The 23,806-nt window shown below is 58.1% G+C and carries 20 protein-coding genes and 1 pseudogene; 10 read left to right on the top strand and 11 right to left on the bottom strand.

The genetic code is table 11. The annotated features are described in order from the left end of the window. Positions 1 to 58: 58 nt before the first annotated feature. Complete coding sequence (locus tag KHP60_RS04720; protein ID WP_213562603.1) at positions 59 to 967, bottom strand: LysR family transcriptional regulator; 909 nt, start codon at positions 965 to 967, stop codon at positions 59 to 61. A 68-nt stretch (positions 968 to 1,035) separates the two neighbouring features. Beyond that, positions 1,036 to 1,473, bottom strand: a complete 438-nt coding sequence (locus KHP60_RS04715; RefSeq protein WP_213562419.1) for a DoxX family protein — start codon at positions 1,471 to 1,473, stop codon at positions 1,036 to 1,038. Between the two features lie 189 nt (positions 1,474 to 1,662). Between KHP60_RS04715 and KHP60_RS04710 the strand changes: the two genes are divergently transcribed. Continuing rightward, the gene (locus KHP60_RS04710) at positions 1,663 to 2,595 is read left to right on the top strand and encodes a ring-cleaving dioxygenase (protein WP_213562602.1); all 933 of its coding nucleotides are present in this window, start codon (positions 1,663 to 1,665) and stop codon (positions 2,593 to 2,595) included. A 7-nt stretch (positions 2,596 to 2,602) separates the two neighbouring features. Here the strand turns inward: KHP60_RS04710 and KHP60_RS04705 are convergent, their stop codons facing one another. Further along, positions 2,603 to 3,670 (bottom strand): hypothetical protein, encoded by a 1,068-nt coding sequence (locus tag KHP60_RS04705; RefSeq protein WP_213562418.1) that lies wholly within the window; start codon positions 3,668 to 3,670, stop codon positions 2,603 to 2,605. Between the two features lie 19 nt (positions 3,671 to 3,689). Beyond that, positions 3,690 to 3,776, bottom strand: a pseudogene (locus tag KHP60_RS25805) (hypothetical protein); the annotation flags it as partial. A gap of 259 nt (positions 3,777 to 4,035) precedes the next feature. On the opposite strand from KHP60_RS25805, the gene KHP60_RS04700 reads away from it, so the two are divergent. From KHP60_RS04700 to KHP60_RS04665, 8 genes are all read left to right on the top strand, one after another. Further along, positions 4,036 to 5,241 carry a site-specific integrase gene (locus KHP60_RS04700; protein ID WP_213562417.1) on the top strand — a complete coding sequence of 402 codons (1,206 nt, stop codon included), beginning with the start codon at positions 4,036 to 4,038 and terminating at the stop codon, positions 5,239 to 5,241. Then, on the top strand, positions 5,238 to 6,035 hold the full coding sequence (locus KHP60_RS04695) for a hypothetical protein (RefSeq protein ID WP_213562416.1): 798 nt from the start codon (positions 5,238 to 5,240) through the stop codon (positions 6,033 to 6,035). The genes KHP60_RS04700 and KHP60_RS04695 overlap by 4 nt, the downstream gene beginning before the upstream one ends. Before the next feature lie 91 nt (positions 6,036 to 6,126). Beyond that, positions 6,127 to 6,414: an AlpA family transcriptional regulator gene (locus KHP60_RS04690; RefSeq protein WP_213562415.1), complete on the top strand. Its 288-nt coding sequence runs from the start codon at positions 6,127 to 6,129 to the stop codon at positions 6,412 to 6,414. A 117-nt stretch (positions 6,415 to 6,531) separates the two neighbouring features. Next, the gene (locus KHP60_RS04685; RefSeq protein ID WP_213562414.1) at positions 6,532 to 6,834 is read left to right on the top strand and encodes a hypothetical protein; all 303 of its coding nucleotides are present in this window, start codon (positions 6,532 to 6,534) and stop codon (positions 6,832 to 6,834) included. Next, complete coding sequence (locus tag KHP60_RS04680; RefSeq protein WP_213562413.1) at positions 6,831 to 9,260, top strand: DUF3987 domain-containing protein; 2,430 nt, start codon at positions 6,831 to 6,833, stop codon at positions 9,258 to 9,260. The genes KHP60_RS04685 and KHP60_RS04680 overlap by 4 nt, the downstream gene beginning before the upstream one ends. A 751-nt stretch (positions 9,261 to 10,011) precedes the next feature. Further along, positions 10,012 to 10,350, top strand: coding sequence for a hypothetical protein (locus KHP60_RS04675; RefSeq protein ID WP_213562412.1), 339 nt, complete (start codon positions 10,012 to 10,014; stop codon positions 10,348 to 10,350). Positions 10,351 to 10,507: 157 nt separating this feature from the next. Next, a complete protein-coding gene (locus KHP60_RS04670; protein WP_213562411.1) occupies positions 10,508 to 11,317 on the top strand; it encodes a hypothetical protein in 810 nt (269 codons plus the stop codon). Between the two features lie 399 nt (positions 11,318 to 11,716). Further along, the gene (locus tag KHP60_RS04665; protein ID WP_213562410.1) at positions 11,717 to 13,771 is read left to right on the top strand and encodes an AIPR family protein; all 2,055 of its coding nucleotides are present in this window, start codon (positions 11,717 to 11,719) and stop codon (positions 13,769 to 13,771) included. Between the two features lie 387 nt (positions 13,772 to 14,158). On the opposite strand, the gene KHP60_RS04660 is transcribed toward KHP60_RS04665, so the two are convergent. Together KHP60_RS04660 and KHP60_RS04655 are read right to left on the bottom strand one after the other, a co-directional pair. Beyond that, positions 14,159 to 16,042 carry an ATP-binding protein gene (locus KHP60_RS04660; RefSeq protein WP_213562409.1) on the bottom strand — a complete coding sequence of 628 codons (1,884 nt, stop codon included), beginning with the start codon at positions 16,040 to 16,042 and terminating at the stop codon, positions 14,159 to 14,161. 22 nt (positions 16,043 to 16,064) lie between these two features. Beyond that, entirely contained in the window at positions 16,065 to 17,360 is a 1,296-nt protein-coding gene (locus KHP60_RS04655; protein ID WP_213562408.1) for a DNA double-strand break repair nuclease NurA, read from the bottom strand. Between the two features lie 470 nt (positions 17,361 to 17,830). On the opposite strand from KHP60_RS04655, the gene KHP60_RS04650 reads away from it, so the two are divergent. After that, positions 17,831 to 19,723, top strand: a complete 1,893-nt coding sequence (locus KHP60_RS04650) for a DNA cytosine methyltransferase (RefSeq protein ID WP_213562407.1) — start codon at positions 17,831 to 17,833, stop codon at positions 19,721 to 19,723. A 34-nt stretch (positions 19,724 to 19,757) separates the two neighbouring features. Here the strand turns inward: KHP60_RS04650 and KHP60_RS04645 are convergent, their stop codons facing one another. The 5 genes from KHP60_RS04645 to KHP60_RS25625 form a co-directional block, all read right to left on the bottom strand. Then, complete coding sequence (locus KHP60_RS04645; RefSeq protein WP_311924652.1) at positions 19,758 to 20,195, bottom strand: very short patch repair endonuclease; 438 nt, start codon at positions 20,193 to 20,195, stop codon at positions 19,758 to 19,760. A 303-nt stretch (positions 20,196 to 20,498) separates the two neighbouring features. After that, the gene (locus KHP60_RS04640; RefSeq protein ID WP_213562406.1) at positions 20,499 to 21,323 is read right to left on the bottom strand and encodes a hypothetical protein; all 825 of its coding nucleotides are present in this window, start codon (positions 21,321 to 21,323) and stop codon (positions 20,499 to 20,501) included. An 11-nt stretch (positions 21,324 to 21,334) separates the two neighbouring features. Further along, positions 21,335 to 21,772 carry a hypothetical protein gene (locus tag KHP60_RS04635; RefSeq protein ID WP_213562405.1) on the bottom strand — a complete coding sequence of 146 codons (438 nt, stop codon included), beginning with the start codon at positions 21,770 to 21,772 and terminating at the stop codon, positions 21,335 to 21,337. Positions 21,773 to 21,889: 117 nt separating this feature from the next. Further along, positions 21,890 to 22,456: a hypothetical protein gene (locus tag KHP60_RS04630; protein WP_213562404.1), complete on the bottom strand. Its 567-nt coding sequence runs from the start codon at positions 22,454 to 22,456 to the stop codon at positions 21,890 to 21,892. A 291-nt stretch (positions 22,457 to 22,747) separates the two neighbouring features. Continuing rightward, positions 22,748 to 23,602: a hypothetical protein gene (locus KHP60_RS25625; RefSeq protein ID WP_213562403.1), complete on the bottom strand. Its 855-nt coding sequence runs from the start codon at positions 23,600 to 23,602 to the stop codon at positions 22,748 to 22,750. Positions 23,603 to 23,806 lie beyond the last annotated feature (204 nt).

The raw sequence follows: 23,806 nt of genomic DNA, 5'->3' as shown, positions 1-23,806 counted from the left end.
AACCGAGTCTGCGCATATCTTCCGGGTCAATTCAATCTCCCACGGTCGGCTTGTCCGTTCACAAGCCTTCGATGAGATGACGTTGCGGCGCGATCTCCGCCGCCAGGAAGTCGAGGAGCACACGCACGCGCGGGGACTGACGCAGGTCGGAGTGGGTGAGGAGCCAAAGACCTGCCGAAAAGTCGGGATTGAGCGGACCAATCCGGACGAGCCCCGGCCGGGCATCTCCGATGAAGCACGGAAGGTGGCCAATGCCGAGCCCTTGCTCGACGGCCTCGGCCAATCCGAGCACCGTGTTGACCTTGTAGCCGATCCGCTCCGGCGGCACATGCTCGCGCACGAACCTCACGGCCTTTAGCATCGCGAGATTGTCGCCGAGGGACACCCAGTCGCGGTCATAGAGGCTCTCCGGATCCAGGGTTTGGGGATCGGGGAAATCGTCCGCGCGGCCATAGAGCGCCCAGGCGATGGTGGCGGCCCGCCGGCCGACGAGGTTCTCGGGCGGACTGTCGGTGGCGCGGATCGCCACGTCGGCATCCCGCTTCGACAGGTTCAGCTCCTGGTTGGCCAGGACCACGTCGAGGCGCAGGTCGGGGTAGGTCTTGCGGAACTTCACGAACAGGGGGGTCAGCAGGTGGATCAGGAGCGAGTCGTTGGTGGTCACGCGCACCTCGCCCGCGGGCGTGATCTCCCGTCCTGCCATCTTGCGCGTGAAGGCCGTGATGTCGTCGTCCATCCGCTGGGCCAAGGCCACCATCTCCTCGCCGGGCGTGGTGAGGGTGTAGCCGCTGCGGTGGCGCTCGAAGAGCTTGGCCCCGAGCGCCTCCTCGATCTGACCGAGGCGGCGGAACACTGTCGAGTGATTGATGCCAAGGAGGGCCGCGGCGGCGGGAAGGCTGCGGACATCAGCGATGGCCTTGATCAGGCGGAAATCGTCCCAGGCCAGGTTCTTGAACAGTTCGCCCATGACGATCTCCCGAAAGACGTGCGGCTGCCGGCGCGGATCCGCACCGGCAGCTTCCATGGCCAGGCTTGTTACCCGATTCGGGGCCGGAGCGTGGGAGTGGAGTTGGCCGGCAGGGTCAAGGGCTTGATGGCGCAGGCGCCGTCACCGATCAGGACGTGGGCGACGGCCGCGGCTGCCAGGAAGGCCGGGTGCTCCCAACCGCCGTTCGGGGCGTTGAACACCCAGCCGTTCGGGACATGGATTAGCAGGGCGCCGAGCAGGACCGGCAGCAGCGCCACCGAGACGACCCGGGCGTAGAAGCCGGCCAGCATGGCGATGCCGCCGATCAGTTCAGCCAGGATGATGGGCCAGGCGAGGAAGGGCGGGAAGCCGACTTGGCCGAGGAAGCCGGCGAAGCCCGGCACCGTGAAAACGGCGATCTTCAGATAGGCATGGGCGATGAACATGATGCCGAGAGCGGCACGGATGGTGAAGGCGCCATAGGGAGTAAGGCGGTTGTCGATCACGGGTCTGTCTCCGGGACTGGGTCTGGTCCGATGGCGACAAGGTTGATCATTTCGTTGATGCAATTCAACAGGCTTCGCTGCAGCGTTGAAATTGCACGGACGCAATCGAACGCGCATGGCATTCGGGCCGGACCGGCGTATCTCTGATGCAGCAAACGGGGCGGTGGTCGCCCCTTGGAGGACATGACAATGCGTCAGAACGGCATCCACCACATCACCGCCATCGCGGGCCCGGCCCAGCGCAACCTCGACTTCTACACCCGCACGCTCGGCCTCCACTTGGTCAAGAAGACCGTCAACTTCGACGATCCCGGCACCTACCACTTCTACTACGGTGACGAGGCCGGCCAGCCGGGCACGATCCTGACCATCTTCCCGTGGGAGCATGCCGCCCCGGGCCGGCTCGGGATCGGCGAGACGCAGGAGACCGTCTTCCGGGTGCCGGAAGGCGCCATCGGCTACTGGACGCACCGCCTCGTCGACAAGGGCGTGCCGCATGAGGCGCCGCAGAAGCGCTTCGGCGAGACGGTCCTGGCGTTCAAGGATCCCGATGGCATGCGGCTGGCTCTGGTAGCCGTGCCCGGCATCGAGGCCGAGCCCGCCTGGAGCATCGGCGAGATTCCGGTCGAGCATGCGATCCGCGGCTTCCACGGCGCCAGCCTGCTGCTGGACAAGGCGGCTCCGACCGGAGCCATCCTGACGGATGTGTTCGGCTTCACCGAAGTGGCCCGCGAGGGTTCGCTGGTTCGGTACAAGGCCGGGGACACGGCGCTGGGCGGCATCGTCGACCTGCGCGAGGCGGGTGGTTTCCCGCCGGGACGTCCAGGCGCCGGCACTGTCCACCACATCGCCTTCCGGGCCGCCAGCGACGCGGTGCAGGCCGGGATGGTCAAGAAGCTCGCAGAGAACCACGGCATCCGCACGACGGAGCAGAAGGACCGCGACTACTTCCGCGCCGTCTACTTCCGCGAGCCGGGCGGCCTGCTGTTCGAGATCGCCACCGACGCGCCGGGCTTTGCGGCCGACGAGCCGGCCGAATCCCTCGGCCGGGCCCTGAAGCTGCCCCGCTTCCTGGAGCCGAAGCGCGAGAAGATCGAGGCCGTGCTGCCGAAGGTCGCCTGAGCCGACATCAATCCACCCTGCCGCTGACCCGCTCAGGCGGCAGGGACCCTTTCGGCGTGATCCTGAAGAAGTGGAACGGCTCCTCGACCGCATGCCCATCCTTGATCCGGACCATCGCGCCCTCGATGACGTCCCGGCCGCGTAGCTGGGTGATCTCGTTGACCCGCGCGCCGGTGTAGGGGCACAGCCACGGCACCCAGCGCCGCGCGGCCGCGTGCTCGGGCGTAATCAGGTGGCCCGGCGGCGCCAGCGAGGCTGACAGGATCGTCCGCGCCTCCACTTCCGTGAAGCCCTTGTCGCGCAGCTGCGGCTTGGCCAGCACCGTGACCTCGATATCGGCAGCCGGGTTCGCCTTCAGCTTGCGCTGACCCTTGCCCCAGCGGAACACCGCGCTCACGGCGGCGATGTAGACGTCCCGGACCGTCTTGGGGCCGAGCCCCCCGGCCTGCAGGAGATGGTCGCGCCAGCGGATCAGGTCGTCCTCGGTGAGGTCGCGCACGTCCGCGACCCCGACGAAGGCCGCCATCTTGGTCAGGATCGGCTCCCAGCGCTTGATGGTGCCCAGGCTGGGCTGCTTCTGCTCCTTGTAGTCGGCCCACAGCGCCGCGACGGTGAGGGGCGGGCCGAGCCGCCGCGGCGGCGGGAAGCGCGTGGCCTGCGGGTCGGGCCGGTAGTCGCCCTCGGCGTTGCGCCGCAGCTGGGCGTGGGCGTCCTTCATCGCGTCGACCGTGGCGAGGACGAGGCGCTTGCGGTCGCCCTCGCTCACCAGCAGCCCGCGCCGCGCGAGCAGGGCGTCGACGCGCGCGCCGTGGTAGTCGCGGGCCAGGGTCTCCGGCAGCGACCAGGCGGTCGCGAGCCGGTGCCCGTCCGGCTGGCCGCCCGCCGCCCCGACCCGCATGTCACCCGGGTCGGCCTGGTGGGCCGCGACCTCGTCTCTGTAGAGCTCGCCGGCCAGCGCCAGGACCTGCTCGTGGGTGAGGGCGGCCGGGCCGCGCGCTAGGTTCTTCCAGCGCTCGTCGACCTCGGCCGCGATGGCGGCGAAACGCGCGGGCGACAGTGGGATCTTTGGTGCCAAGGCTGCGCACCTCCTCGGTCTTGCCGACGACGGCCTGGAGCCGCTGCGGCACTCGCCGGCGGAAGAGGTAGACCCCGGTCCTGCGATGCCTCTGGGGACGGGCCATGCCGAGCACCATGTGGAGCACCCTTGTGTAGCATGGGGCGCCACGAAGCCGTTGCACGGCGAGAATTCTATCGCGGAATCAAGGGGTTTGGGAAGTTATGGCGGAGAGGGGGTCCGCCATACTGCTCTCTATAAGACTCCATAGATCTCCAGAAAAACGTCTATTTATCAGTAGGTAAGGCTGCGAGCCCTCTACCGCTCTGCATAGAGCTGCACTAGAATCCACGCTCATTGTTGGGGTGAAAGTTAGGGTGGTGTGGATGGCGAGGCAGATCAACAGGCTCTCAGCGCGGAAGGTTGAAACCATCAAAGAGGCAGGGCGTCACGCGGACGGCGGTAACCTGTATCTTGTAGTCGACAAGAGCCTCGCGCGGCGGTGGGTATTCCTTTTTCGTTGGAATGGCCGACTGCGCGAGATGGGTCTCGGCTCTGCTCGGGACGTGCCGCTTGCCCGTGCCCGTGAGCTTGCGGCCGAGGCCCGCAGTCAACTCGCTGCCGGCCGTGACCCGCTGCAGGCGCGAGAGGTGGCGCAGGCCGTACCGACGTTCGGCGAGATGGCTGACGAGGTGATCGCCGCGCATTCGCCCAGCTGGCGCAACGATAAGCACCGGGCGCAGTGGCAGATGACCCTGACGCGGTACGCGGCACCGCTCCGGGAGCTGCTCATCAATGAGGTCGACACGGACGCGGTCCTGAATGTGCTGAAGCCGCTCTGGGACACGAAGTCGGAGACGGCCTCGCGCCTGCGCGGTCGGATCGAGAAGGTTCTCGACGCTGCGAAGGCCAAGGGCCTGCGCTCGGGCGAGAATCCGGCCCGGTGGCGCGGTCATCTCGACCACCTGCTACCCAAACGCCAGCGCCTCACGCGTGGCCATCATGCAGCCCTGCCGATCGATTCCATGCAGGACTTCATGACCAAGCTGCGGCAGCGCGATGCTGTCGCAGCCTGGGCGCTGGAATTCTGCATCCTGACCGCCGCGAGGTCCGGTGAGGTGCTGGGCGCTCGGTGGGAGGAGATCGATCGCGAGAGGAGGATCTGGACTGTTCCACGCGAGCGCATGAAGGCCGGCCGCGAGCACCGCGTGCCGCTCCCGGAGGCCGTGCTCGCAATTCTTGACAAGCTGGAGCCGGTGCGCACGGAGGATAATCCGTTTGTGTTTCCGGGCAGGAGGGCTGGCCGGCCGCTCTCGGTCATGTCTATGGAGATGGTTCTGCGACGCATGAAGCGAAATGATATTACCGTCCACGGCTTTCGATCGACTTTCCGGGATTGGGCATCGGAGCGCACCGGTTTCTCGCACGAGGTCTGTGAGATGGCTCTTGCGCACACCGTCGCAAACAAGGTGGAGGCAGCCTATCGGCGTGGCGACCTGCTGGAGAGGCGGCGGGAGTTGATGGGCGCTTGGGCAGCCTTTCTCGCACCCACACCCGAAAAGATCGTGCGCCTGGAGAGGATCACGGCATGAGGAAGCGAACCGACCTGCCGATCCCGCTGGGATACATCGGGCTCAGGGACGCCTTCGAGGCCGCGTACGCGAAGCTCGAAAGGCCCGAGCGATTTACGCACGACTTGGAGAGTGCACCGAAGGTGACCCGGCTCGATCTGCCCAGTGCCATGCTCGAAAGCGAGGCGGTCGAGAGGGGGATCGTCGAGAGGCGTTATCCACTCCCGAAGGAGCAGGAAGCGGCGATGAGCGCCGCGACGCGCCGCCTCCGAATCGAGCAAGGCCGATTCACCCTGCATAGTCTCGACTCGGACATGGTCGTGAGCGAGGAGGCGGCGATGGGGCGCGTGGAGCGCCGCATCCGCGACGCTCTGAGCACAGGCGAGCTGCGCGTCTACGCGTATCATCCAAGTGGCAACGAATGGGGCGAGATCCCTGACCGGGAGGCTTGGCGAGAGCCTAACTTCGCCATCCCGGGCTTGGATACCTTCGTCGACCCTGTTGACAATCGTGGCCCCAACGTCGGCGGCAGCCCCGTTTTCGTCGAGGAGGAGGCCTTCAAGAAGTGGCTCAACCGTGAGGTCGACTTGCTCGCCAATCCGCATGTGCGGACGGGCAAGAAGGGGCGGCCTTCCGTGGCGAAGAGCCTTATCATGCCCGAGTTCAAGCGCCGGCTGGCAGAAGGCAAAATAAGCGAGAGGATCACCGACGAGGCGCGAGAGCTGCGTACGTGGTTCGCGCGCAAGTATCCCAGCGCAGAGGTTCCGGCGGAGAACACGATCAAGGACGTCTTGAGACTGTTCTATAGAGACTGATCAGCACGTCGAGAAATCCGGTATTTTCCGACGTTTTTTCCGACGTCAACGCCCCACCATGCTGCTTCGCCAGTGATAGCGGAGTACGCTGATGTTGGCAGTTGAGGAAAATGGTACGAGGACGAGGCTGGTCGAGCGAGCGCTATGGCCCGCCACCGGCTTCGTCACGATCAAGCAAATCTTGGGCAAGAATGGTGGGCCGATCCCAATCAGCGAAAGCCGCTGGTACATCGGCGTTAAGCGGGGTGAGTTCCCCAAGCCCCTCAAGATCGCCGGCAAAGCCGTCTGGCGCGTGAGCGACATCAACGCCCTCGTCGATGAGCTGGAGCGGAAGGCCATCCAAGAGCGTCGGCTCGCACGTCTCGCGCACACGAAATAGGAAATGCCACGGACCCGGTGAGGCCCGTGGCGCATAAAGGGTGCAATGTCGGAAACATCAGCACCTTAGCACCATTCCGGCCTGCCGTCGACGTGGCTTCTCGGTTCGGAGAAGCCCATGAACAGTTTACCTCGCAATTGGTGGGACCAGCTCCCCATTGCCGTCCTACGCTTCCAGAAAGACGTGCAGGGCACGCGCTTCGGCTGGGTGGACCTGGAAGTTCCGGGTCTGTCTCTTCTGTTCGACGCCTGCGTTGTACACCGGCACACCAAGTCCAACGCGCTTTGGGTCATGCCACGGGCAGGCCTGCGCTTTACCGATCGTGATGTGTGGCGGCGCTGGTCCGATCGCATCCTGCGCCAGCTCGCTGACCGGTACCCCTTGGACTTCAGCGATTTCGATGACGGGGACCTCCCGTGAACATCCTGGAAGCCGTCTTGGACTACTCGCGGCGTGGGTTGCCGGTGTTCCCATGTGATCCGGCCACCAAACGCCCCTATACGGCTCATGGGTTCAAGGATGCAACCTGCGACGAGGCACAGATCCGGCGCTGGTGGAAGCGTTGGCCGCACGCCATGATCGGCATGCCAACCGGGCGCACTATCGGCGCATTCGCGCTTGATCCCGATCGACCGGAGAGTCCTGGCGAACCGGATGGCGAGGCTGCGCTCCGGGAGTTGGAGAAGCGGTACGGCAGCCTGCCACCCACCCATACTCACCTCACGCCTGGCGGAGGGCGACACCTCCTGTTCGCATTGCCGGAGGAGGTAAAGATCGGCACTTCGTCGGGTCGCTTGCCACCTGGCATCCACGTCAGGGGCGAAGGCGGCTATATCATCATGCCACCCAGTGTGCGCCGGGACGGCCGCAAGTACGAGCTCGCCGAGCCGCTCGACTTGTTTCGGTTCGAGCGTGCACCGGACTGGCTTCTTGGGGAGATCCTGGCCGCCAAGGGTCACGAGGTAGATGATGTCGTTGATGTATCGAGCCTTATAAAGCCCCCTCTCGACGGTCACGGCGGCTCTCTCGACCGTCGCTGGGCCCAAGCGCGGCTCCAGAACGAAATGCATGAGCTAGCAGAAACCCAGAAGGGCGGACGCAACATCCGACTGAATCGCGCCGTGTTCAACTGCGCCCAAGTCGTGCCGCACGGTCTTCTGAGCGAGAGCGAAATCGAAGCAGCGGCAGTAGAGGCATGTCGGAAGAATGGCATCGTGAGAGACAAGGGGATCGCCAGCGTGCAGAGGACAATCAACAGCGCCATGGCGGCCGGCAAGGAAAGCCCGTACCTAATGGAGGACGTTGCTGCCCGCCGGGTGGAGCGCATCCCACAGCTGACCGTGATGAAGGGCAAGGCACCCCGGCTCACCGCCACCGATAAGCCAGACCGGGTTAATGATGCTGAGCCCATGCTGCCGTCAACCACCGACGCCTGGAATGCGTTTGCACGCCCGGCAGTCCCGTCCTTCCCACTCGACGCACTGCCGCTAACGCTCAGAGCTTTTGCGGAGGAACGGGCAGTCGCCTCAGGCGCAGACATCAACGCATATGCTATGGCGGTACTTACTATGCTCGCGGGTGTCGTTGACCACCGCGTGGTCTTAAAGCCCAAGCGGTACCACGACGATCTGCTCATCTCGCCTGTGCTGTGGACCCTCATCGTCGCACCACCGAGCGCGCGCAAGACGGCCATCATGCGCGATGCCCACCGCGCCATCGACCGGCTGGACGAGCGGGACATTGGGGCTTACCAGGTCGCTGTTGCCGAAGAGGAGGAGCGGGCGAAGGCAGAGGAGCGCAAGCCTGAGAAGGTCCCCCCGCCTCGTCACCGCATCCTGACGGATGCTACGAGCGAGCGACTGTGCGATCTCCTCTCGCACCAGGACTCCGGCGCGATCCTGATCCGCGACGAGCTGGCGGGCTGGATCGGTGCAATGGATAAGTACGGCGGCGGCGGCCGCGGCGCGGCGCAGGATCGCTCGATTTGGGTCAGGGCCTTCGACGGGGGGCCGTATACCCAGCATCGGCTCACAGCGGGAGATCGTCGGGTCCGCAACCTCTCCGTTGCGGTCATTGGCTCAATCCAACCCGAGCGCCTCGCAGAGATGGGCAGGCTCGACACGGACGGGCTTCTCCAGCGCTTCCTGCCAGTGATGATGGGCGACGCGCAACCGTACCGAGACGACGAGCGGGATATCGGGGTGGAGCGCGCTCTCACAGCCCTTATTGACAGGCTCGACTTGGTGCGCCCCGGGACGTTTCTCCTCAGCGACGAGGGCCGGACCCATTTTGCGCGTTTTACGGACGATATGACAAAAGCGGGACGGATTACCGATCCGTCGCCGGCTTTCGGAAGTTTTTTGGCCAAGCTGCCCCGTACGCTAGGGGCAATTGCTCTCATCTTGCACCTTGTAGACATCGCCGAGGGACGTTGTGGCGTGACTGATGATGTCTCGGACCAAGCATTAGCCGCTGCAGAGAGGATCGTGCGAGAGTTCCTAATCCCGCATGGGGCCGCGTTCTACGATCTCCAAACTGGGGGCCAAGCACACAGCCGTGCTCGGCAGATTGCTACCGCTATTATCAAGCACAAGGGGCCAATAATCCAGCTGCGGGATCTAATGCGTGCCACACGGGCACTGAAGGGGATGACACGCGAGGATGCTCTCAAGCAGCTCTTCTCGTTCGAGGCGGGCGGCTGGCTCACGCCGGTCGAGCGCGGCCCCTACAACACAGCCTGGCACATCACTCCTAACTTGAAGGAGCGGTTCGCGGCAGAGCACGAGGCGGAGGTGCGTCTCCAAGCCGAAATCCGGTCACGGATTATCGGGGCAAGCCATGGTTAACCGTCGACGTTGTCGTCTCGCGCATTAAGGCACATGCGGACACTGTCAGAAAAGAGAGAAATAGAGTGCTTCAAAATCTAGTCTTACGCCTACGCGAGGCGACAACGTCGACAAATACCCAGAAGACTTGCCCAGCAACGGTTTCCGGTGCCTCCGAAACAGCGTGCCGGCTCATCACAGTGAGCCCAATGTATCTGTCGCGATCGAGCTAACCCGTTGCAACGATAAGAATTTGCATCCTGTCGACATTGTCGGCGGGGGAGATGTCGACAACGCCGACAAAGGTGATTCTGCTGCAAGTGGATTGCCCCAAGAAAAGCCGCGGAAAATAGAAAATCAGAACCCTTTCTCGCGCGCTCTGCGCGCGCACGCGCGGGAGAAGCGCCCAGACGCTATGCCTCTCGATCAGGTCCGGCTCAGCTGGGAGGGAGCTCGCGGCAATCGTTAGTCAGGTGGGCTACGAGACTCATGGAGGGGCATCAGCGGCTTTAACGGGGGAAGTGTTAATCCGAATCTCAACCGGGCTCAGTGGCCGCGAGAATGGATTTCTGCGATGACCGATAAAGCGAGGTCCCGTTGCCGGAAAGGCACTTGTTTAACGCTCGTGGCCGATTTTTCCAACACCATCCCAAAAGAGCTACGCATTAAAGAGGCAGACTCTGTGCGAAGGAACTAGTCGCATACTCGCGTATGCGCATACTACATGCCGTCACAGCACAATCCTTGTTGACGGAGCTAGGGAGTTAGGTTCGTGGCCCATACAGCCAAATACTTTTTGCCGATTACTATTGAAGTCGCTACAGAGCACCCAAGGAATGAAGATCTATTTGGCAGCATCTACGAAGGTTTCGAAGGTTTACCAAAAGTGATAGCTGACCATATTGGATTTGGCGCGAAAGTTGATGTTGGAGCATTCGCCGACATTTCGGAGCTAGATGAAGAGGTTCTCAGAGGATGGGATCTCAGCCCCGAAATAACGATTGATGGCCGCGTGACCCTGAAGAGTTTTGATAAAGAACAAATTGGTCTGACCGAAGAGGAAATGGCGGAGGTTTGGGGCGACGACTGGGCTAAAGATCTGCAAAAATAAGTTCTATGGAAGCTTGCTGGACTGGAATAGAGTGAGCTCACTCCTCTCTAGTCGTCGTACCGACCCCGGTAGGTAGCTGGCTTCTCCAGTCGCAGCAAGGGATCAGAACGGCTGCCCCATCGTTTCGCCCCTGTCGACCTGAGAAGAGTGACAAGAGATGAAGGGCAGTCTGTTCGAGAGCTTCGGCAATCCGTTTCCAAGCATCACTGACGCCGATTTTGGCTTCGGTCGACCCAAGAGGCGTTCTGAGGACCAAAAGCCGTCAGAAGTCACGACAGTAGATCCGACTAGTCGCCTGCTCAACGCCCGCAACCGGGCCGGGCGGACGGTGATCGAGATTGTAGCCGACGATCTGGCGGCCCACGGCCCACAGGTCATTCCAACCCTGCGGGATCGCGATCCAGTCGCCTATACCCGGCTACTGAGCGACCTTGTCGCCTTCAAGCCACTTCTCCGATCACAGGCTAGCCCCGACAAGCCCGTTCCGGCGGTCGGGGAGGCGACCACGCGCGAGCGGCTAGCCGAGCACCTCCTCGAGATCGTCGCTGCTGATTTTGCGCAGCACGGGTCACAGGTGGTTGAAAGGCTTCGGACGACGAACACGAGCGCCTATGCGCGCTTCATAGGCGAGTGCGTGCAGTTCCGCATGCTCACAGCCGAGCGCGCCCCAAGGAAGAACCCCAGCAAGCCGCGCCGCGAGCCGAGGCAGGTCCGGGTCAACAATCTGCTGAAAGCAGCGTATGACGGCCCAATTGACGTGAACAATCCCAAGTTGCCTGAACGCTGGGTCAACCGGTGGGTCGAAGAGGAGCTCGCCCTTAAGGAGCTAGGGCTGAGCGCCTTCGACCTGACGCCGGAGGAACTTAGTGACCGCTGGCCCAAGCGCTTGGCGAGCTGGTTTGAGAAGCAAGTACGAGGCAAAGTGCAGATGAAGTCATCAAATGGTAAGATGGCTCGCACAGTCTAAGCGATGTTTTCGCTGGCGAAGCCCTACAACCGTCTTAGATGCAATGTAAAAATCAAGAGATTTGTTGGATTTTTCTATGCCTGTCTACAGGAAAGTCTGGATTTTCTACATCCTAAGCTAAACCAAGATTAAGATTAGGGTTGATGATACACAATTTATTCTGCCCCGGGAATTTGTCCGCTCAAAGTGGATGATCCAAGTGTGATATAGATTCAACATCGGTTCGAGCTGCCTAACGATCACGGTTCAAAATACAGCAGTTTTGGGAACTTGATCTTGGAGCCTTACCTCGTGCTATCCTTCCTCCCGAAAACTTGGCTAAGGTGTGTCCTAATTCGAACGCAGCACAGGCGCTCTAGGCCCTCTTGGCATGATTAAAGGTACGGGGTCGAAACGTAAGTGCTTGAAGAACAACTAATTTCAGAATTTGGCGACACGCTCCGGGCCGAAGCTAAGGAAAAGCTAACTGAGTTATCTCCTGATGCTCCTCTGTCAGAGGACACGTCATTGGCGGAGGCAATTCTAGGCTACCTGGAGGAGGCCGGCTCAGTCGTAGGTCATGACCTTTGTCCTCACGAGGATACAGCTGGTCACCGCCCTTGCAGATTAATTGGATATTCCCTTCCCGAAGACTCGACTCGGCTCGAGCTGTTCACCGCATTAAGCACTACAGCAGCAGGCTTGCAGACCCTACCTAGGAAAGAGGTGGCGCGCTTATCTGGTTGGGCAGCGCGCTTCTTCGAATATGCCGCTAAAGGGGACACCTCTAGGTTCTCGCTTAATCCGGCAGCAGCGGAGGCAGCCTCCCTGATTTCAGGCGAGCTTGGTCGAATTGAAGACGTGATAGTGCATGTCCTTACCGATGCCTTCGTGCGCGATCGCGTTGTAGATGACATTGCCATTCTAGGACGGAATGTAGCGACCGAAGTTTGGGATCTTGAACGGCTTTATCGTGTAGCTGGACAGGATGTCACCCGTGATCGCATCGAGATAGACTTTCCAAAGATTATGGGCCGGCCGATCTCTTGCCTAGAGATGAAGCCTCGCCCGAGCGAATACGAGACGTACTTGCTGATCCTACCAGGTAATCTGGTATTCAAACTGTATGATCAGTATGGTCCGCGGTTGTTCGAATTCAATGTCAGGTCGTTCTTGCAAGCAAAAGGAGCGGTCAACAAAGGGATCCAGAAAACGGTCCGGGAGCAGCCTGGGCGCTTCTTAGCCTATAATAATGGGTTAACTGCAACTGCCGATGAAATCGAGGTCGGGACTTGGCACGGAGAGACCGTCATCAAGCGAATAAAGGGGCTACAGATTGTAAATGGTGCTCAGACCACTGCATCAATCCACAGGGCTCACCGTATTGATAAACTGTCCGTCGACGACGTCGCCGTCTCAATGAAACTTACACTGGTACCGCCAGAAAAGCTCGACGAGTTTGTGCCGCTTATTGCGCGGTTCGCAAATACTCAGAACCCGATCCAAGTCGCGGATCTCTCGGCGAGCGACCGCTTCCATCAGCAGTTTGAAAGCCTGTCGGAGGCCGTTTGGTGTCCAGGTGAAGAAACACGATGGTTTTATGAGCGGGCCCGCGGCTCGTACCAAGTGGCTCGCAATCGATTTGGCAGTACACCCGCGAAGCGGCGTGAATTCGACCGCACATATCCCAAGAGCCAACATTTTGGGAAAACGGATCTCGCGAAGTATCTCATGACTTGGATGGGTGAGCCGCACACGGTTAGTAAAGGGGCTCAAAAGAATTACGCGACATTTATGTTCGGTTTGCGTGAACGTATGGGGGATGATTGGGCCCCGGATAAGCAGTTCTTTAGAGACACCATTGCCAAAGCTCTGTTGTTCAAGGCCACGCAGGTCGTTGTCCGAAGAGCAAAGCTTCAGTCTTATGGTGCCAACGTCGTCACCTATTTGGTCGCAAAATTGGCTGCGAATTATGGGAATGCTATTGATTTTGACTATCTTTGGGACATGCAGGAAATCTCGCCCGAGCTGACGAATCTCATTGCTACGTGGACGCCCAAGATACATGCAACGATTGTAAGTAGCGCCGGCAAGCGTAACGTCACCGAGTGGTGTAAGAAAGATGGCTGCTGGGAGGCAATCCAAGCGCTAGACCTGCCGCTTCCATCTCCATTGCCGCCCGAGTTCAGTACTGCCACCGACGATCACGAGGCGATATCGGCCAACGCTGGGACTGATGAGAATGAGCTTATCACCCTTTGCATGTCATTGGACGGTGCGGCTTGGGCAAAGATAGTGGCTTGGGCCGCTAGCACCGATGCCGTTGAGGTTTACGATCGTCAGGTAGCTCACACCCTAAGCGGATACGCTATCGGTGGCTGGCGACGAGAGCCATCCATAAAGCAGGCTCTGCGAGGGGTAAGAGTTATTAAGGCTGCTCGAGAAGCAGGAATTGACACAGCCGAAGCTGCCTAGCTTAGTACGTCGTACAAGGGTACAGGGTGCCTGACAAATCAGACGGCCCTGTCTCTTGGCGCACAAACTTTGCTTGGGCTCTCGACGTTACTCGTGACGAAGATCGCGATTGCTTTGATCCATTCAGAAAGCGTCGTGAACGTCGTAGCGCGTGCTCCGTCTCACCGACAGCCAATGCCTCGAGGATGGCCTCTCCCTCAGCATAGGTTGCCAACGCGCCACAGCTGAGAGACCCTGAACGAGCAGATCAATTTTGCGATAAAGTCGTCCAGACACTGACCTACTGCTAGCCGAATGCCGCCCATCTACGAGTACTAGGCGAACCATCAGTGTCTGGCTTTCGATCGTTCGATAATGTACCTAACTTAGACTTATAGAATAGTTCTATCAGAAGTCTGGTTTGATGCCGCCGCGACGGCTAGGGCGCTTCCTCGCATTGCGCCGATCGTTAGTCGTGCGCTCGTTCTCATCTGATCGGGCTTTTTGCGTATCCTTGTTCATATTGCGTTTGAATATCTCGGCATTTGCTTTGCGCTGCGGATCAGGCTTCCATGCGCGTGCTTCAGTAATGAAATCCTCGTCGCCGATTGCCTCACTCACGAGGTCGGCGTCGAATTTGACTTGGACCAGCAGTGGAAAGCGTACAGCTTGTCCCGAGACAATACCTTGGCCCCGGCCAAACGCCTGCAGGATATTGGCGTCGGATTCAGAGAGGTTTTCCATCACCGATCGGACAAAGCTTTTATCTCGTGGGTTCACTAATCTGAGCACGAGGAAGCTGTTGCATTGAGCCAGCGTAGTCTCGTCTAGGCGCGAAGGCCGTTGCGAGATGAGAACCAAGCCAGTACCGAATTTACGGCCTTCAGTAATCACCTTACGAATTGTTGGCAGTGAAGGCGTTTCATCAGTTCCCTCTTGCCTGCTCGGAATGAAGTTATGGGCCTCTTCAATGACAGCTTGAAACGGCGGGATAACGCCCGAGAGTGTTGATCTGTGAGCGAATAGGGCCTCGAGCACAATGCTGACGATTGCAGACTGGTTTAGGTGGTCGTAGCCAGCCAAATAGAAGATCGACACTGTCCCGGGAGCCACAATTTCATCCGGCGCGTCAGAGGGATCTGGCATCTCCTCAAAAGTGTATTCCTTAAACCGGCTTTGGCTTCGCAGACGAGCGTTATTCGACTCCATCTGTCTTAGGTTGTCACGCACGAACTCCAGCGAACGCTTCACTGCGTTCATGGTGCCACTGCGTGTATCTGCGAGCTCGTCGGCTATGTGGTCGTCCTTCTTACGCTTCTTGGCAGCAATGTTGTCGGCATGATCGATGAGCCGCTGAATGTACTCGACAGCCTTCTGCCCATCGGTCGCGGAGGTGTTGCTAAGAAGATAGTAGTAGAATTGCTGCTGTGCGTCGGTAAGCTTCTTGCCCATCTTGTCGATGAGATCGCTAATAACGCCGAGATTGTCTTGGCGTACGCGAATGCTTGGGAACAGCACGCGCACTCGTGATTTCGGGAACAACGCCCGCTTCTCGAAGAAGCCCAGATAATCCCCATGAGGATCAAAAATCACTAATGGATAGGCGAGTTCGATGAGTTCCCTAATGATCCGCCTAGCAGCAACCGTCTTGCCGCCGCCTGTCATTGCGAGAATCGCCAAGTGGCGAGACACAATATCACGCGCTGAAAGAGACACTGGCACATCGCTACGCGCGATCAGGCTGCCAATAGAGAGTTTCGGTGGTGGTGGCGTCTTTTTGTCATCTTCGCCAGTAAGCAGACGTCGGACATCATCGGCCGGAGGATAGAGAACCTCGGCTGACGGCTTAACCGGATAGGTTAGCGGTGATAACTGGGCGGCACCTGGATCGTCGCCAAACGTAGTTCCCAGGATCAGCACTTCGGCCTCGAGATGATCACGGCTGCCTGACAGAACCGTATCAAGGAGTTTGATGTTCTCGTTTGCGAGCTCCTGAGCTGCCTCCGCTGGGAAAAATGGATTAAAACGATCAATCGATGTGATCCGTCCCCAAACCGTCGCGACCTCTTTCTTGCCACCAGTCGCAATGGGAACTTCTACGCGCGTTGCTACGATGTCACCGAGCTTCCCTTGAAGGTTTTTTAGAATGAATGTGTATCTTCCGGTAGAGGTCTCTCCGACAACGGTGCCAATTCGAGGCCATTCATGGGATTGATCCTCTGCAGGCCTTCCAGTGGTCTTCTCTGATTTCTTCTTCGCCGCAGACTTTAACTTAGGTGCCCGTACATCCATTTTTCGCCCCCGAAATTATTCTTTAAACGGACGGACGGAAAAGCCAGTCCCGTCCTCTCGCAGCTAGTACTCGTTTTGCAAAGGCCACAGTGCGCGGGTCACCGCTTTCTAAGGCCTTCTTAAGTAGAACCACCTGATGTTGGCCCTTTACACTGCGGCTCATCCACGAAGGCACCTTGGCGAATTTGTCGACAATATCTAAACCGACCGGAAAGCCATAGGAAGGAAGAAGACGGCTCGTGTGAAGTATCAATTCAAGAACAGAAGCAAAATCGGAGATGCCTTCGAAGGCCTCAACCCGGAATGGCATCACGAGAGCTGAGGGCTTAATGTACGTAGTCAGGGCATCAGGATACTCGCGGATTTTACGTTTCCACTCCTCGGGCCATTTGTTCTCCGGTCCTTGCCTCATTACGGGTATAGGAGTGACATATTCGTCTTCAGCCAGCACCACGTCGAGTAGGGAGGCATCGTTTAGGCCATATGCAATGATCGCGTCCTCGAGCTTCTTGGCATCCTTCTCCTTCAGCACCTTGCTCTTCTGGAGCCGATCTAAAATGCGCCGGGTAAACACCGGGTCGCGGCCGATGGAGCGCTCAACAGCACCAACTACAGGTGTACCCGTAGAACGAAGTCGTTCAAGCACCTCTAGGTAAATAGATACAAACTGTCGCTCGCGTTCCTCGCCGTTCCAAGTCTCGTCATTAAGCAGCTTGCGGCATGCGCTAACGCTAAACGCGGGAAAATCTTCTAGGCCATACGGTGCGACAGGATTGATAAGTGGGCCATGGAGTACGACAGCATCTAGTTGTTCATCCCCAGACAACGCTGCTAAGCGGTATGCAGCCGCCACCTCGCTGACCATGCGAGCAGCGTCTCTAAGCTTGGCGATGTCTAAGAAATCGTCATCGTAGAGGAATCCAGAGGCACTGTAGAGGTCATCAACGAGCTGGAGCTCGATGTTGAAACGCTCCCGTCGCTCACTCTCATCTCCAGGACGCACGATGTACGAGCCAACCCGTATTCCGATCGGTGCTGCAGATGGAAGATCGATGTTTGCCACGCCACCATCGATAAATGCGAATGTTTTTCCTTTGACGCTGGGCCAGTAGCTGGCCGGTCGATACGGGAGCTTTTCAAGAAGGTTGTTGTTCTCCAGGAGTTCCCGGACAGAGGTGGCAATCTTGGATAGATTTGCGACAAAACTATCCTGAACCTCCTCCGACTGCTTCCCTGCAACAAATAACATGCTAGCCAGGAATTCGCCTTGGCTGATGCGTGCTTCGATGCGTTCGCGAATGTCCCCTGACTTAGCCACGTCTTTCCGAATGCCCCCGCTGTCTTTCTGGGAGCGTAGCAAGCAACCTATGGAGTGCAAGAGAATAAGCTCGTTGCCTCCACTGCATCTACAAACGATTGGCACGCGTGATACACGGCGAGCAGGTGAAAGCCTAAGGCTTGAGCAGCGATATATCGTAAGACAATGTTGCAATCCTGTGCTGAATCTCAAATTGCTTGCAGGAGTTTCTGCATCTTCGACGAGGTGCTCTAGGAAGGAAGGGCGATCAGCACAAGCTTCGGCTCCATTTTGTGCCGCCGTACTGAAAACTCATTCCCTTGGGACATGCCATAGGTCGGAAATAGGTTGCCTCGTTGCTCCATCCCCCAAATACGTGCACTCAGCGGCAGGGCCCGAGTGAGTGTGTCGGTGGTGCAGGCATTGCCTCAAGAAGGCGTCATGCTGGCCTACATAGGAATTGCGTGGAGCGTCTCCGGAAGATCAAGGGCATGCTTCTGGCTGCTAGAAAGATCTCGAAGATAAATTTCGTCGTGGATCATGCAGCAGGCCTGGTGTGCCCATCCATTAGCATTTATAGATTCCTCATCATGAGCTTCGTCCCGACCATAGTCCCTGTTATCGACCTTTTCGCCGGCCCAGGAGGTCTGAGCGAAGGCTTCAGCCGGCATTCCGCATTCTACGGCGATCCACTGCACTACGATGTCCGCCTGTCTATCGAGAAGGATGAGGCTGCGGTGCGGACGCTTCGACTGCGGGCATTCTTCCGTCACTTCTACGGGAGACCAGTTCCGGAGGAGTACTACAACTATATCCGCAGCATCGACCCAGACGACCGGCGCCGCTGGTGGGAAAGACTGCAAGCTTTTCCCGAGTGGCATCAGGCGCAGGCGGAAGTTTGGCAGACAGCGCTGGGCAATGAGGGTGACGAGAGGTTCTTCGAGCTGCATCGCCGGATCAAGCATCGTATCGGTGATGCCCCTCATTGGGTCCTGCTGGGCGGGCCGCCATGTCAGGCCTATTCTGTCGTCGGCAGGTCACGCCGTCTTGGCAACGGCCGTGACCGTCGCATGGAACTGCCTGCGCAGGAGCTGGAACGCCGCCGCCGCGAGCGGAGTGAACAATTCTTCCGGGATGAGAAGCATACTCTCTACAGGGAATATCTGGAGATCGTGGCTCTCCACCAGCCCTCGGTGTTCGTGATGGAGAACGTCAAGGGCATTCTGACATCCAAGGTTCCCGTCTGTGAAGCCGATGGCAGCGAGGGTTCTGCTTTCATCTTCGACAGCATCCTCAGGGACATGCGTAATCCCTGGGAAGCACTCCAGCACGACCATCTTCCGGCAGGCTGGGAGGCCATCGCTGATGGCCGAAGGGAAGGATATCAGCTATACTCATTCACGACACGGCCTGATGGGCCAACAGGTGAGTGCTCCCGGGAAGACTATCTCATTCATGCCGAACGGCATGGCGTGCCTCAGGAACGTCATCGCGTCATTCTTCTCGGCATCCGCAATGACCTTGACCTGCTGCCGGAGCCGCTCTCGGTGCGGAGTGAACGTGTCAGCGTCGGTCAGGTTATCGGCGATCTGCCGGCACTTAGGAGCGGCCGGAGTGGACGCGGCAAGAGCCGTCAGCGTCATGAGCGATTCGATACGGCCGAACAGTGGATCCAAGCTGTCAGGGACTCCTTGCCCAAGGAGACCATTGCAGAGATCGAGCTCCCAGCAGTGCGGAAGCTCGTCAGGACCATACGGAACAGTCTTTGTCCAAAGCTGGATCGGGGCGGCTCTTTCCTTCCTCGCAAAGTCTCTTCCCGCCCGCCGAAAAGCGAGCTGCAGCGATGGCTCCGTGATGACCGTCTCAAGGGCGTCATTCAGCACGAAACCCGACATCACATGGATTCGGATTTCGGACGCTATCTTTTCGCGGCTGCCTGCAGCCAGGTCACGGGAGTGTCTCCGAAGATCCGCCACTTTCCGCCGTCGCTTCTGCCTCATCATGAGAACGTACGGACGGCCAGTGGCGAACCTACCGGTTCCAGGGACTTTCATGACCGGTTCCGTGTCCAAGTGGAGACAAGACCGGCTACAACGATCATGTCGCACATCCGGAAGGATGGGCATTACTATATCCACTACGATCCGGCGCAATGCCGCAGCCTGACGGTCCGTGAGGCGGCACGCCTCCAGACGTTTCCAGATAACTACTTCTTCGAGGGCACACGCACCCAGCAGTACGAGCAGGTCGGGAACGCCGTCCCGCCTTATCTGGCCGTTCAGCTGGCGAATGTGGTAGCCGGTGTGCTCAAGCAGGTGTTGCGAGACCAGCGCCACGGGACGCGCCGCCGGGCTGCCGACGGAAGAAGGACCCGTGCGGCATAGCCCTCGGAGGCGAGCATCAGGGGCTGCTGGACAGCTAACCTTTAGACTCCGTAGCCCGGCGCGGAGATCCGAGGAAAGCGGTCAGCTGCCTTTCGACTGCTGCGGGCCGCTCTCTGATATCGCATTCCCAGACCACCAGTACCTCCCAGCCTGCGTCCTTGAGCTTCGCCGCCGCTTCGCGATCACGCTGGATGTTCTTGGCAAATTTTTCAGTCCAGAACTCTATGCGTGATTTAGGATGATAGGAATACCGGCAGTTCATATGCCGGTGCCAAAAGCATCCGTGAACAAAGATGACCTTTTGCCGAGCCGGGAACACAATGTCAGGTCGCCCAGGAAGTCCCCGCGCATGAATGCGATACCGGTATCCCAACCGGTGCAGCATCCTACGGACCCACAGCTCGGGTTTAGTGTTTTTCCCGCATATCTTTGCCATGTTTCGGCTGCGGGCTTCGGGTGAAAGCCTGTCCACCGCGCTCTCACATAGGCTTCATATTTGGGAGTTGAATTTGGAAAATATAGTCCATGTCCAAACTCCTGCTTTAGTTCACTTTCACAGAAAGCACGCCGGCTCGTCAGGTTCCTTCCCTCAAGATACCGAGCTTCTCTGCGCCGAAGCGCACTCACAATCTCCAGGATGCGGCGCTCCGCATGCAACTTTATGTAAGATGAGGACTTCTGTAGGATCGTAGGCGCCGTTCCCGCACATCACCTAAAGCGACGGGTGGCACCTCTTATAATTGTTCGCACATCCAGTCAGTAGCTGGGTTGATGCTCAAGCCATTTTCGCCACTGATCCTATTACGTCAAGGAAGCGCGACGCTACTTGCGTTACCGTAACCTTGGCTGGGTCGTAGATGTCGAAATACCGCCCAATGTAGTAATGTTGCGCCATGCGAGTAGCGCTGCGTTGGAATGCTCCGACCCGAACAATACCGAAATGGCCACTGGCGAAGTAGGAACGGTAGGCCGAACTACGTCGGCCCCAGCTCGTCATAGAAGCAGCGTGGAAGATGCGATGATACCCGCCGAGCATTGTCTGGCTCACATGGGCAAGATCAAACAGCCGCGCTAAAGTCTGTCGCATCTCGTCGGGCGTGCCATGGCTAACTTTGTCCTTGCACTCGATAGCAACCACCGGCAGCCCGCTTGGTCGTCCACCACCTGTTCCCCGGATGGCATCTCCGATTACTGCTGGTAGCACGGAGATGTCGCACTCATGCTTGGCATTACTGCGGCCGATCCACTGTAGGCTACCATGAAGTTCAAGATGACAATGATGGCCTCGAAGCCAAAGCTTCCAGTTTGTGTGGGATGCCTTCAGACGTACGAAGCCGGGGGCACTCGGCGCACTCGCTGCTATTCCTCCCGGGTTGCTGCGAATGACGAATGCATTGCCCGCCGCAATCGGGTTCCCAGCGCCATCGCAGAGTTCAACATCCCACTTGCCTGATGCCTGCGCCTCTCGTGCAAGTTTCATCAACAACCAAGCCTCAAGTGCCTTTCCTGCGCCTGTAGGGACGGCCGCAGGTCCATGCGCGGCACGGAAGTTCCTCAAAATCGTACGAAGTTCTGTGACCAGCGTCGGATCAAGAGCCATTAGGTAAGTTCTCAGTGTGCTGGGTTTATCAATCGATTAACGGCCTTTTCGAGTGCGTTCACCAATGAGTCATCACCTGGTGGAGCTCGCAGACCTTCTTGATCTCCGCTGACTTGATCTTCGTCACCGAAGCGAATTCTGACTTCGGCGTACCCACTCAATTCTGCCGCAATGCGTTCAGCCTCGACGAGACGGCGTGCTGGTTCAACCAAACGCAGGTGGAGAAACCTTACTGCCTCGGGCAGTTGCTCGTCTGGTTCGAAGGGAACTGAGGGGCTCGGCCTATCGTCATCTTCGTCGGAATCAATCTCGGGATCCGAGCGACCATCTTCGTGCTCCGTTTCGAGGCGGCCGACATTAAGATCAGACAAGAGTTCACCAGCTAGTTGGCCAAAGCCCTCTTCATCCAGGAGCCGCACAAGTTCGTAGATTTCTTCAGTTACAGCCATACGCTAAAGCCCCGCTCCCTCCCATAACGCAACTGTTGGCTTGGGAGTGATCGCTCCTACTATGCATTCAAATTCATTGTCGAGGCTATCGGACGATGTCGAGAATGCCCCCATATGTTAATTGAGTTGGCCTAGACAATTCACCTTACGTCCGGTCTCAAGATTACGCACCATGTTGTCGACCGCGATGTGATAGAATTCGCCGAGATGGAAGTTGACGGCGCCGTTCAGGCTGACTTGATGTTCCGAGACGATCTTAATGACGCAGTTCACCAGTGCGATTACCGCCGTCTCGTCCAACGGGAAGTCCGAATAGACCGAACTTGGATCAGCGAAGTACCGCTTATCGAGATGGGCAAAGAACTTGTCCCTCCGCGCCATGATCGTTGTAATCGTTGCACGGTGGGCTTCTAAGTCATCGAGCTGCCGTTGGATTAGATCCTCCGGCGGCGAGCCCGTTCTCCAGGAGATGTTCGTCCGGTTCGTCAGGCAGAAGCTGAGAAATGAGAATAAGCTACGCTCGCTGCGCTGCGGCTTCTCGAGTAGCTTTGCCGTCGCGAGATGGAGATCGACCTCGACCGCTCGAATGAGCGGATAGAGTAGGGGCTCGATCTGCCAGAGCCTGTCTCCATGCAGGGCATGCTGCTTCACTAGGGACGAGTAGGTTGCCAGCTTTGCGACCATGCCTGGCGGTTCGTTCCCGTGGATAAGCGAGGCATAACTCCGGAGCCGCTTCTCATAGTTAGCTTGTATCTGCGCCTTCAACCGCCTCGCTCCGTATCATCGTTACAGAGACGCGCCTATAACATGGCAAGCCATATCTGCGACAGCCGAAGACAGTTACAACGAGAATAATCTCCTTTAGACAGCGAGCCAAGCTGTGGCAGAAGGTATGATTCTAGGCGTGTTAGGCTGCTCTTGGTGCATCTCCTGCCGGATCAGAAGCAATTGTGCCGCCAAGGTACAAGCTAGGCATTACGGCTTTGGACTGATAATCACCCTAACAGAAAGATCGTCATGACTCTTGCTTAGGTCATTTTCGATTCCATGCGGGTTATTTATGTAGTGTTCGGGATCATACACAAAGCATATCAGAGTTTTAACGCTCGGATGCGACTTGTATCGGGCGATGTCTATAATCAATTCTTCTCCCACTTGTTTGCTTTTTAGCGAAGATCTTGTCTTCTTGACTTCAATAGCAATAAGTGAGGCTTTGATTAAAAAATCTACTCGGGAGGACCCCCCTGCGTATGAGGGGGTATATTCTTCCTCTCTGATATCATCGAATTCAAGGCGCAGTATCGCATGTAGTATGTCTTGAACGTCGTATTCGTCATCAATTTGGATGGACTGTCGACCTGCATGACGTTTCTTAATCTGAAGATAAAACCTATGAAATCTCTGAAGTATCTTGATAATATTCTCTTCGGCTATGGATTTTTCAGATTCTGTCCGGGTCTGCATACCATTATACAATTCAATTGTGTAGGTTACCGCGGCTAAAGTTTCCTGACAGACCTTTTTAGCCTGTATGAGGGGCTCGGGTAGATAATCCAAATCATTCCACTCGGCGATCCCGTAGCCTCTTTGGGACTGCTTTTTCTTCTCGGTCTCTATAAGTTTCTGGCGAATCTGCGCGAGTTCCCCGTTTTTGCGTTCAAGCAATCCCCTGAAACCGTTCCAGCTTTGCACTAAGGCGTCAGGCGTGACAAAACCACTGGGAACAGAGAGGTCAGCATAGGTCTCCTCCAGATTGTAATAGATGTCACGAATTGTCTGCACAACAAGGTCGGAGCCTGGGAACGGATGGTATCCCGAAGTGTGGCTCACATTGTAGTGTCTCATCACATCAAAATAGTCTTGCAAGTGACTTTCACGAAAAGCCCGGAAATACTCGGTGGCTTTGGAAAAATTGCCCATTCTACTATACCTATTCAGCGTCCATCCAGGCGCCGTTGATGGGCCTCCAATATGCCATTGGTTCACACCAAATCACATATCAGCGGCACCTGAATCAAGGTGTGTTGGCGGAGC

This window comes from Microvirga sp. 3-52, from assembly GCF_018383585.1.
Classification (GTDB): domain Bacteria; phylum Pseudomonadota; class Alphaproteobacteria; order Rhizobiales; family Beijerinckiaceae; genus Microvirga.
The sequence above is the reverse complement of the archived record's forward strand: the minus strand, read 5'-3'. Positions and strand labels throughout refer to the sequence as shown.

Coding starts and splice junctions, on each gene's coding strand:
- KHP60_RS04720 (WP_213562603.1), bottom strand. CDS start 967: ATGGGCGAACTGTTCAAGAACCTGGCCTGGGACGATTTCCGCCTGATC.
- KHP60_RS04710 (WP_213562602.1), top strand. CDS start 1,663: ATGCGTCAGAACGGCATCCACCACATCACCGCCATCGCGGGCCCGGCC.
- KHP60_RS04700 (WP_213562417.1), top strand. CDS start 4,036: ATGGCGAGGCAGATCAACAGGCTCTCAGCGCGGAAGGTTGAAACCATC.
- KHP60_RS04695 (WP_213562416.1), top strand. CDS start 5,238: ATGAGGAAGCGAACCGACCTGCCGATCCCGCTGGGATACATCGGGCTC.
- KHP60_RS04690 (WP_213562415.1), top strand. CDS start 6,127: ATGTTGGCAGTTGAGGAAAATGGTACGAGGACGAGGCTGGTCGAGCGA.
- KHP60_RS04685 (WP_213562414.1), top strand. CDS start 6,532: ATGAACAGTTTACCTCGCAATTGGTGGGACCAGCTCCCCATTGCCGTC.
- KHP60_RS04670 (WP_213562411.1), top strand. CDS start 10,508: ATGAAGGGCAGTCTGTTCGAGAGCTTCGGCAATCCGTTTCCAAGCATC.
- KHP60_RS04660 (WP_213562409.1), bottom strand. CDS start 16,042: ATGGATGTACGGGCACCTAAGTTAAAGTCTGCGGCGAAGAAGAAATCA.
- KHP60_RS04650 (WP_213562407.1), top strand. CDS start 17,831: ATGCTTCTGGCTGCTAGAAAGATCTCGAAGATAAATTTCGTCGTGGAT.
- KHP60_RS04640 (WP_213562406.1), bottom strand. CDS start 21,323: ATGGCTCTTGATCCGACGCTGGTCACAGAACTTCGTACGATTTTGAGG.
- KHP60_RS04635 (WP_213562405.1), bottom strand. CDS start 21,772: ATGGCTGTAACTGAAGAAATCTACGAACTTGTGCGGCTCCTGGATGAA.
- KHP60_RS04630 (WP_213562404.1), bottom strand. CDS start 22,456: ATGGTCGCAAAGCTGGCAACCTACTCGTCCCTAGTGAAGCAGCATGCC.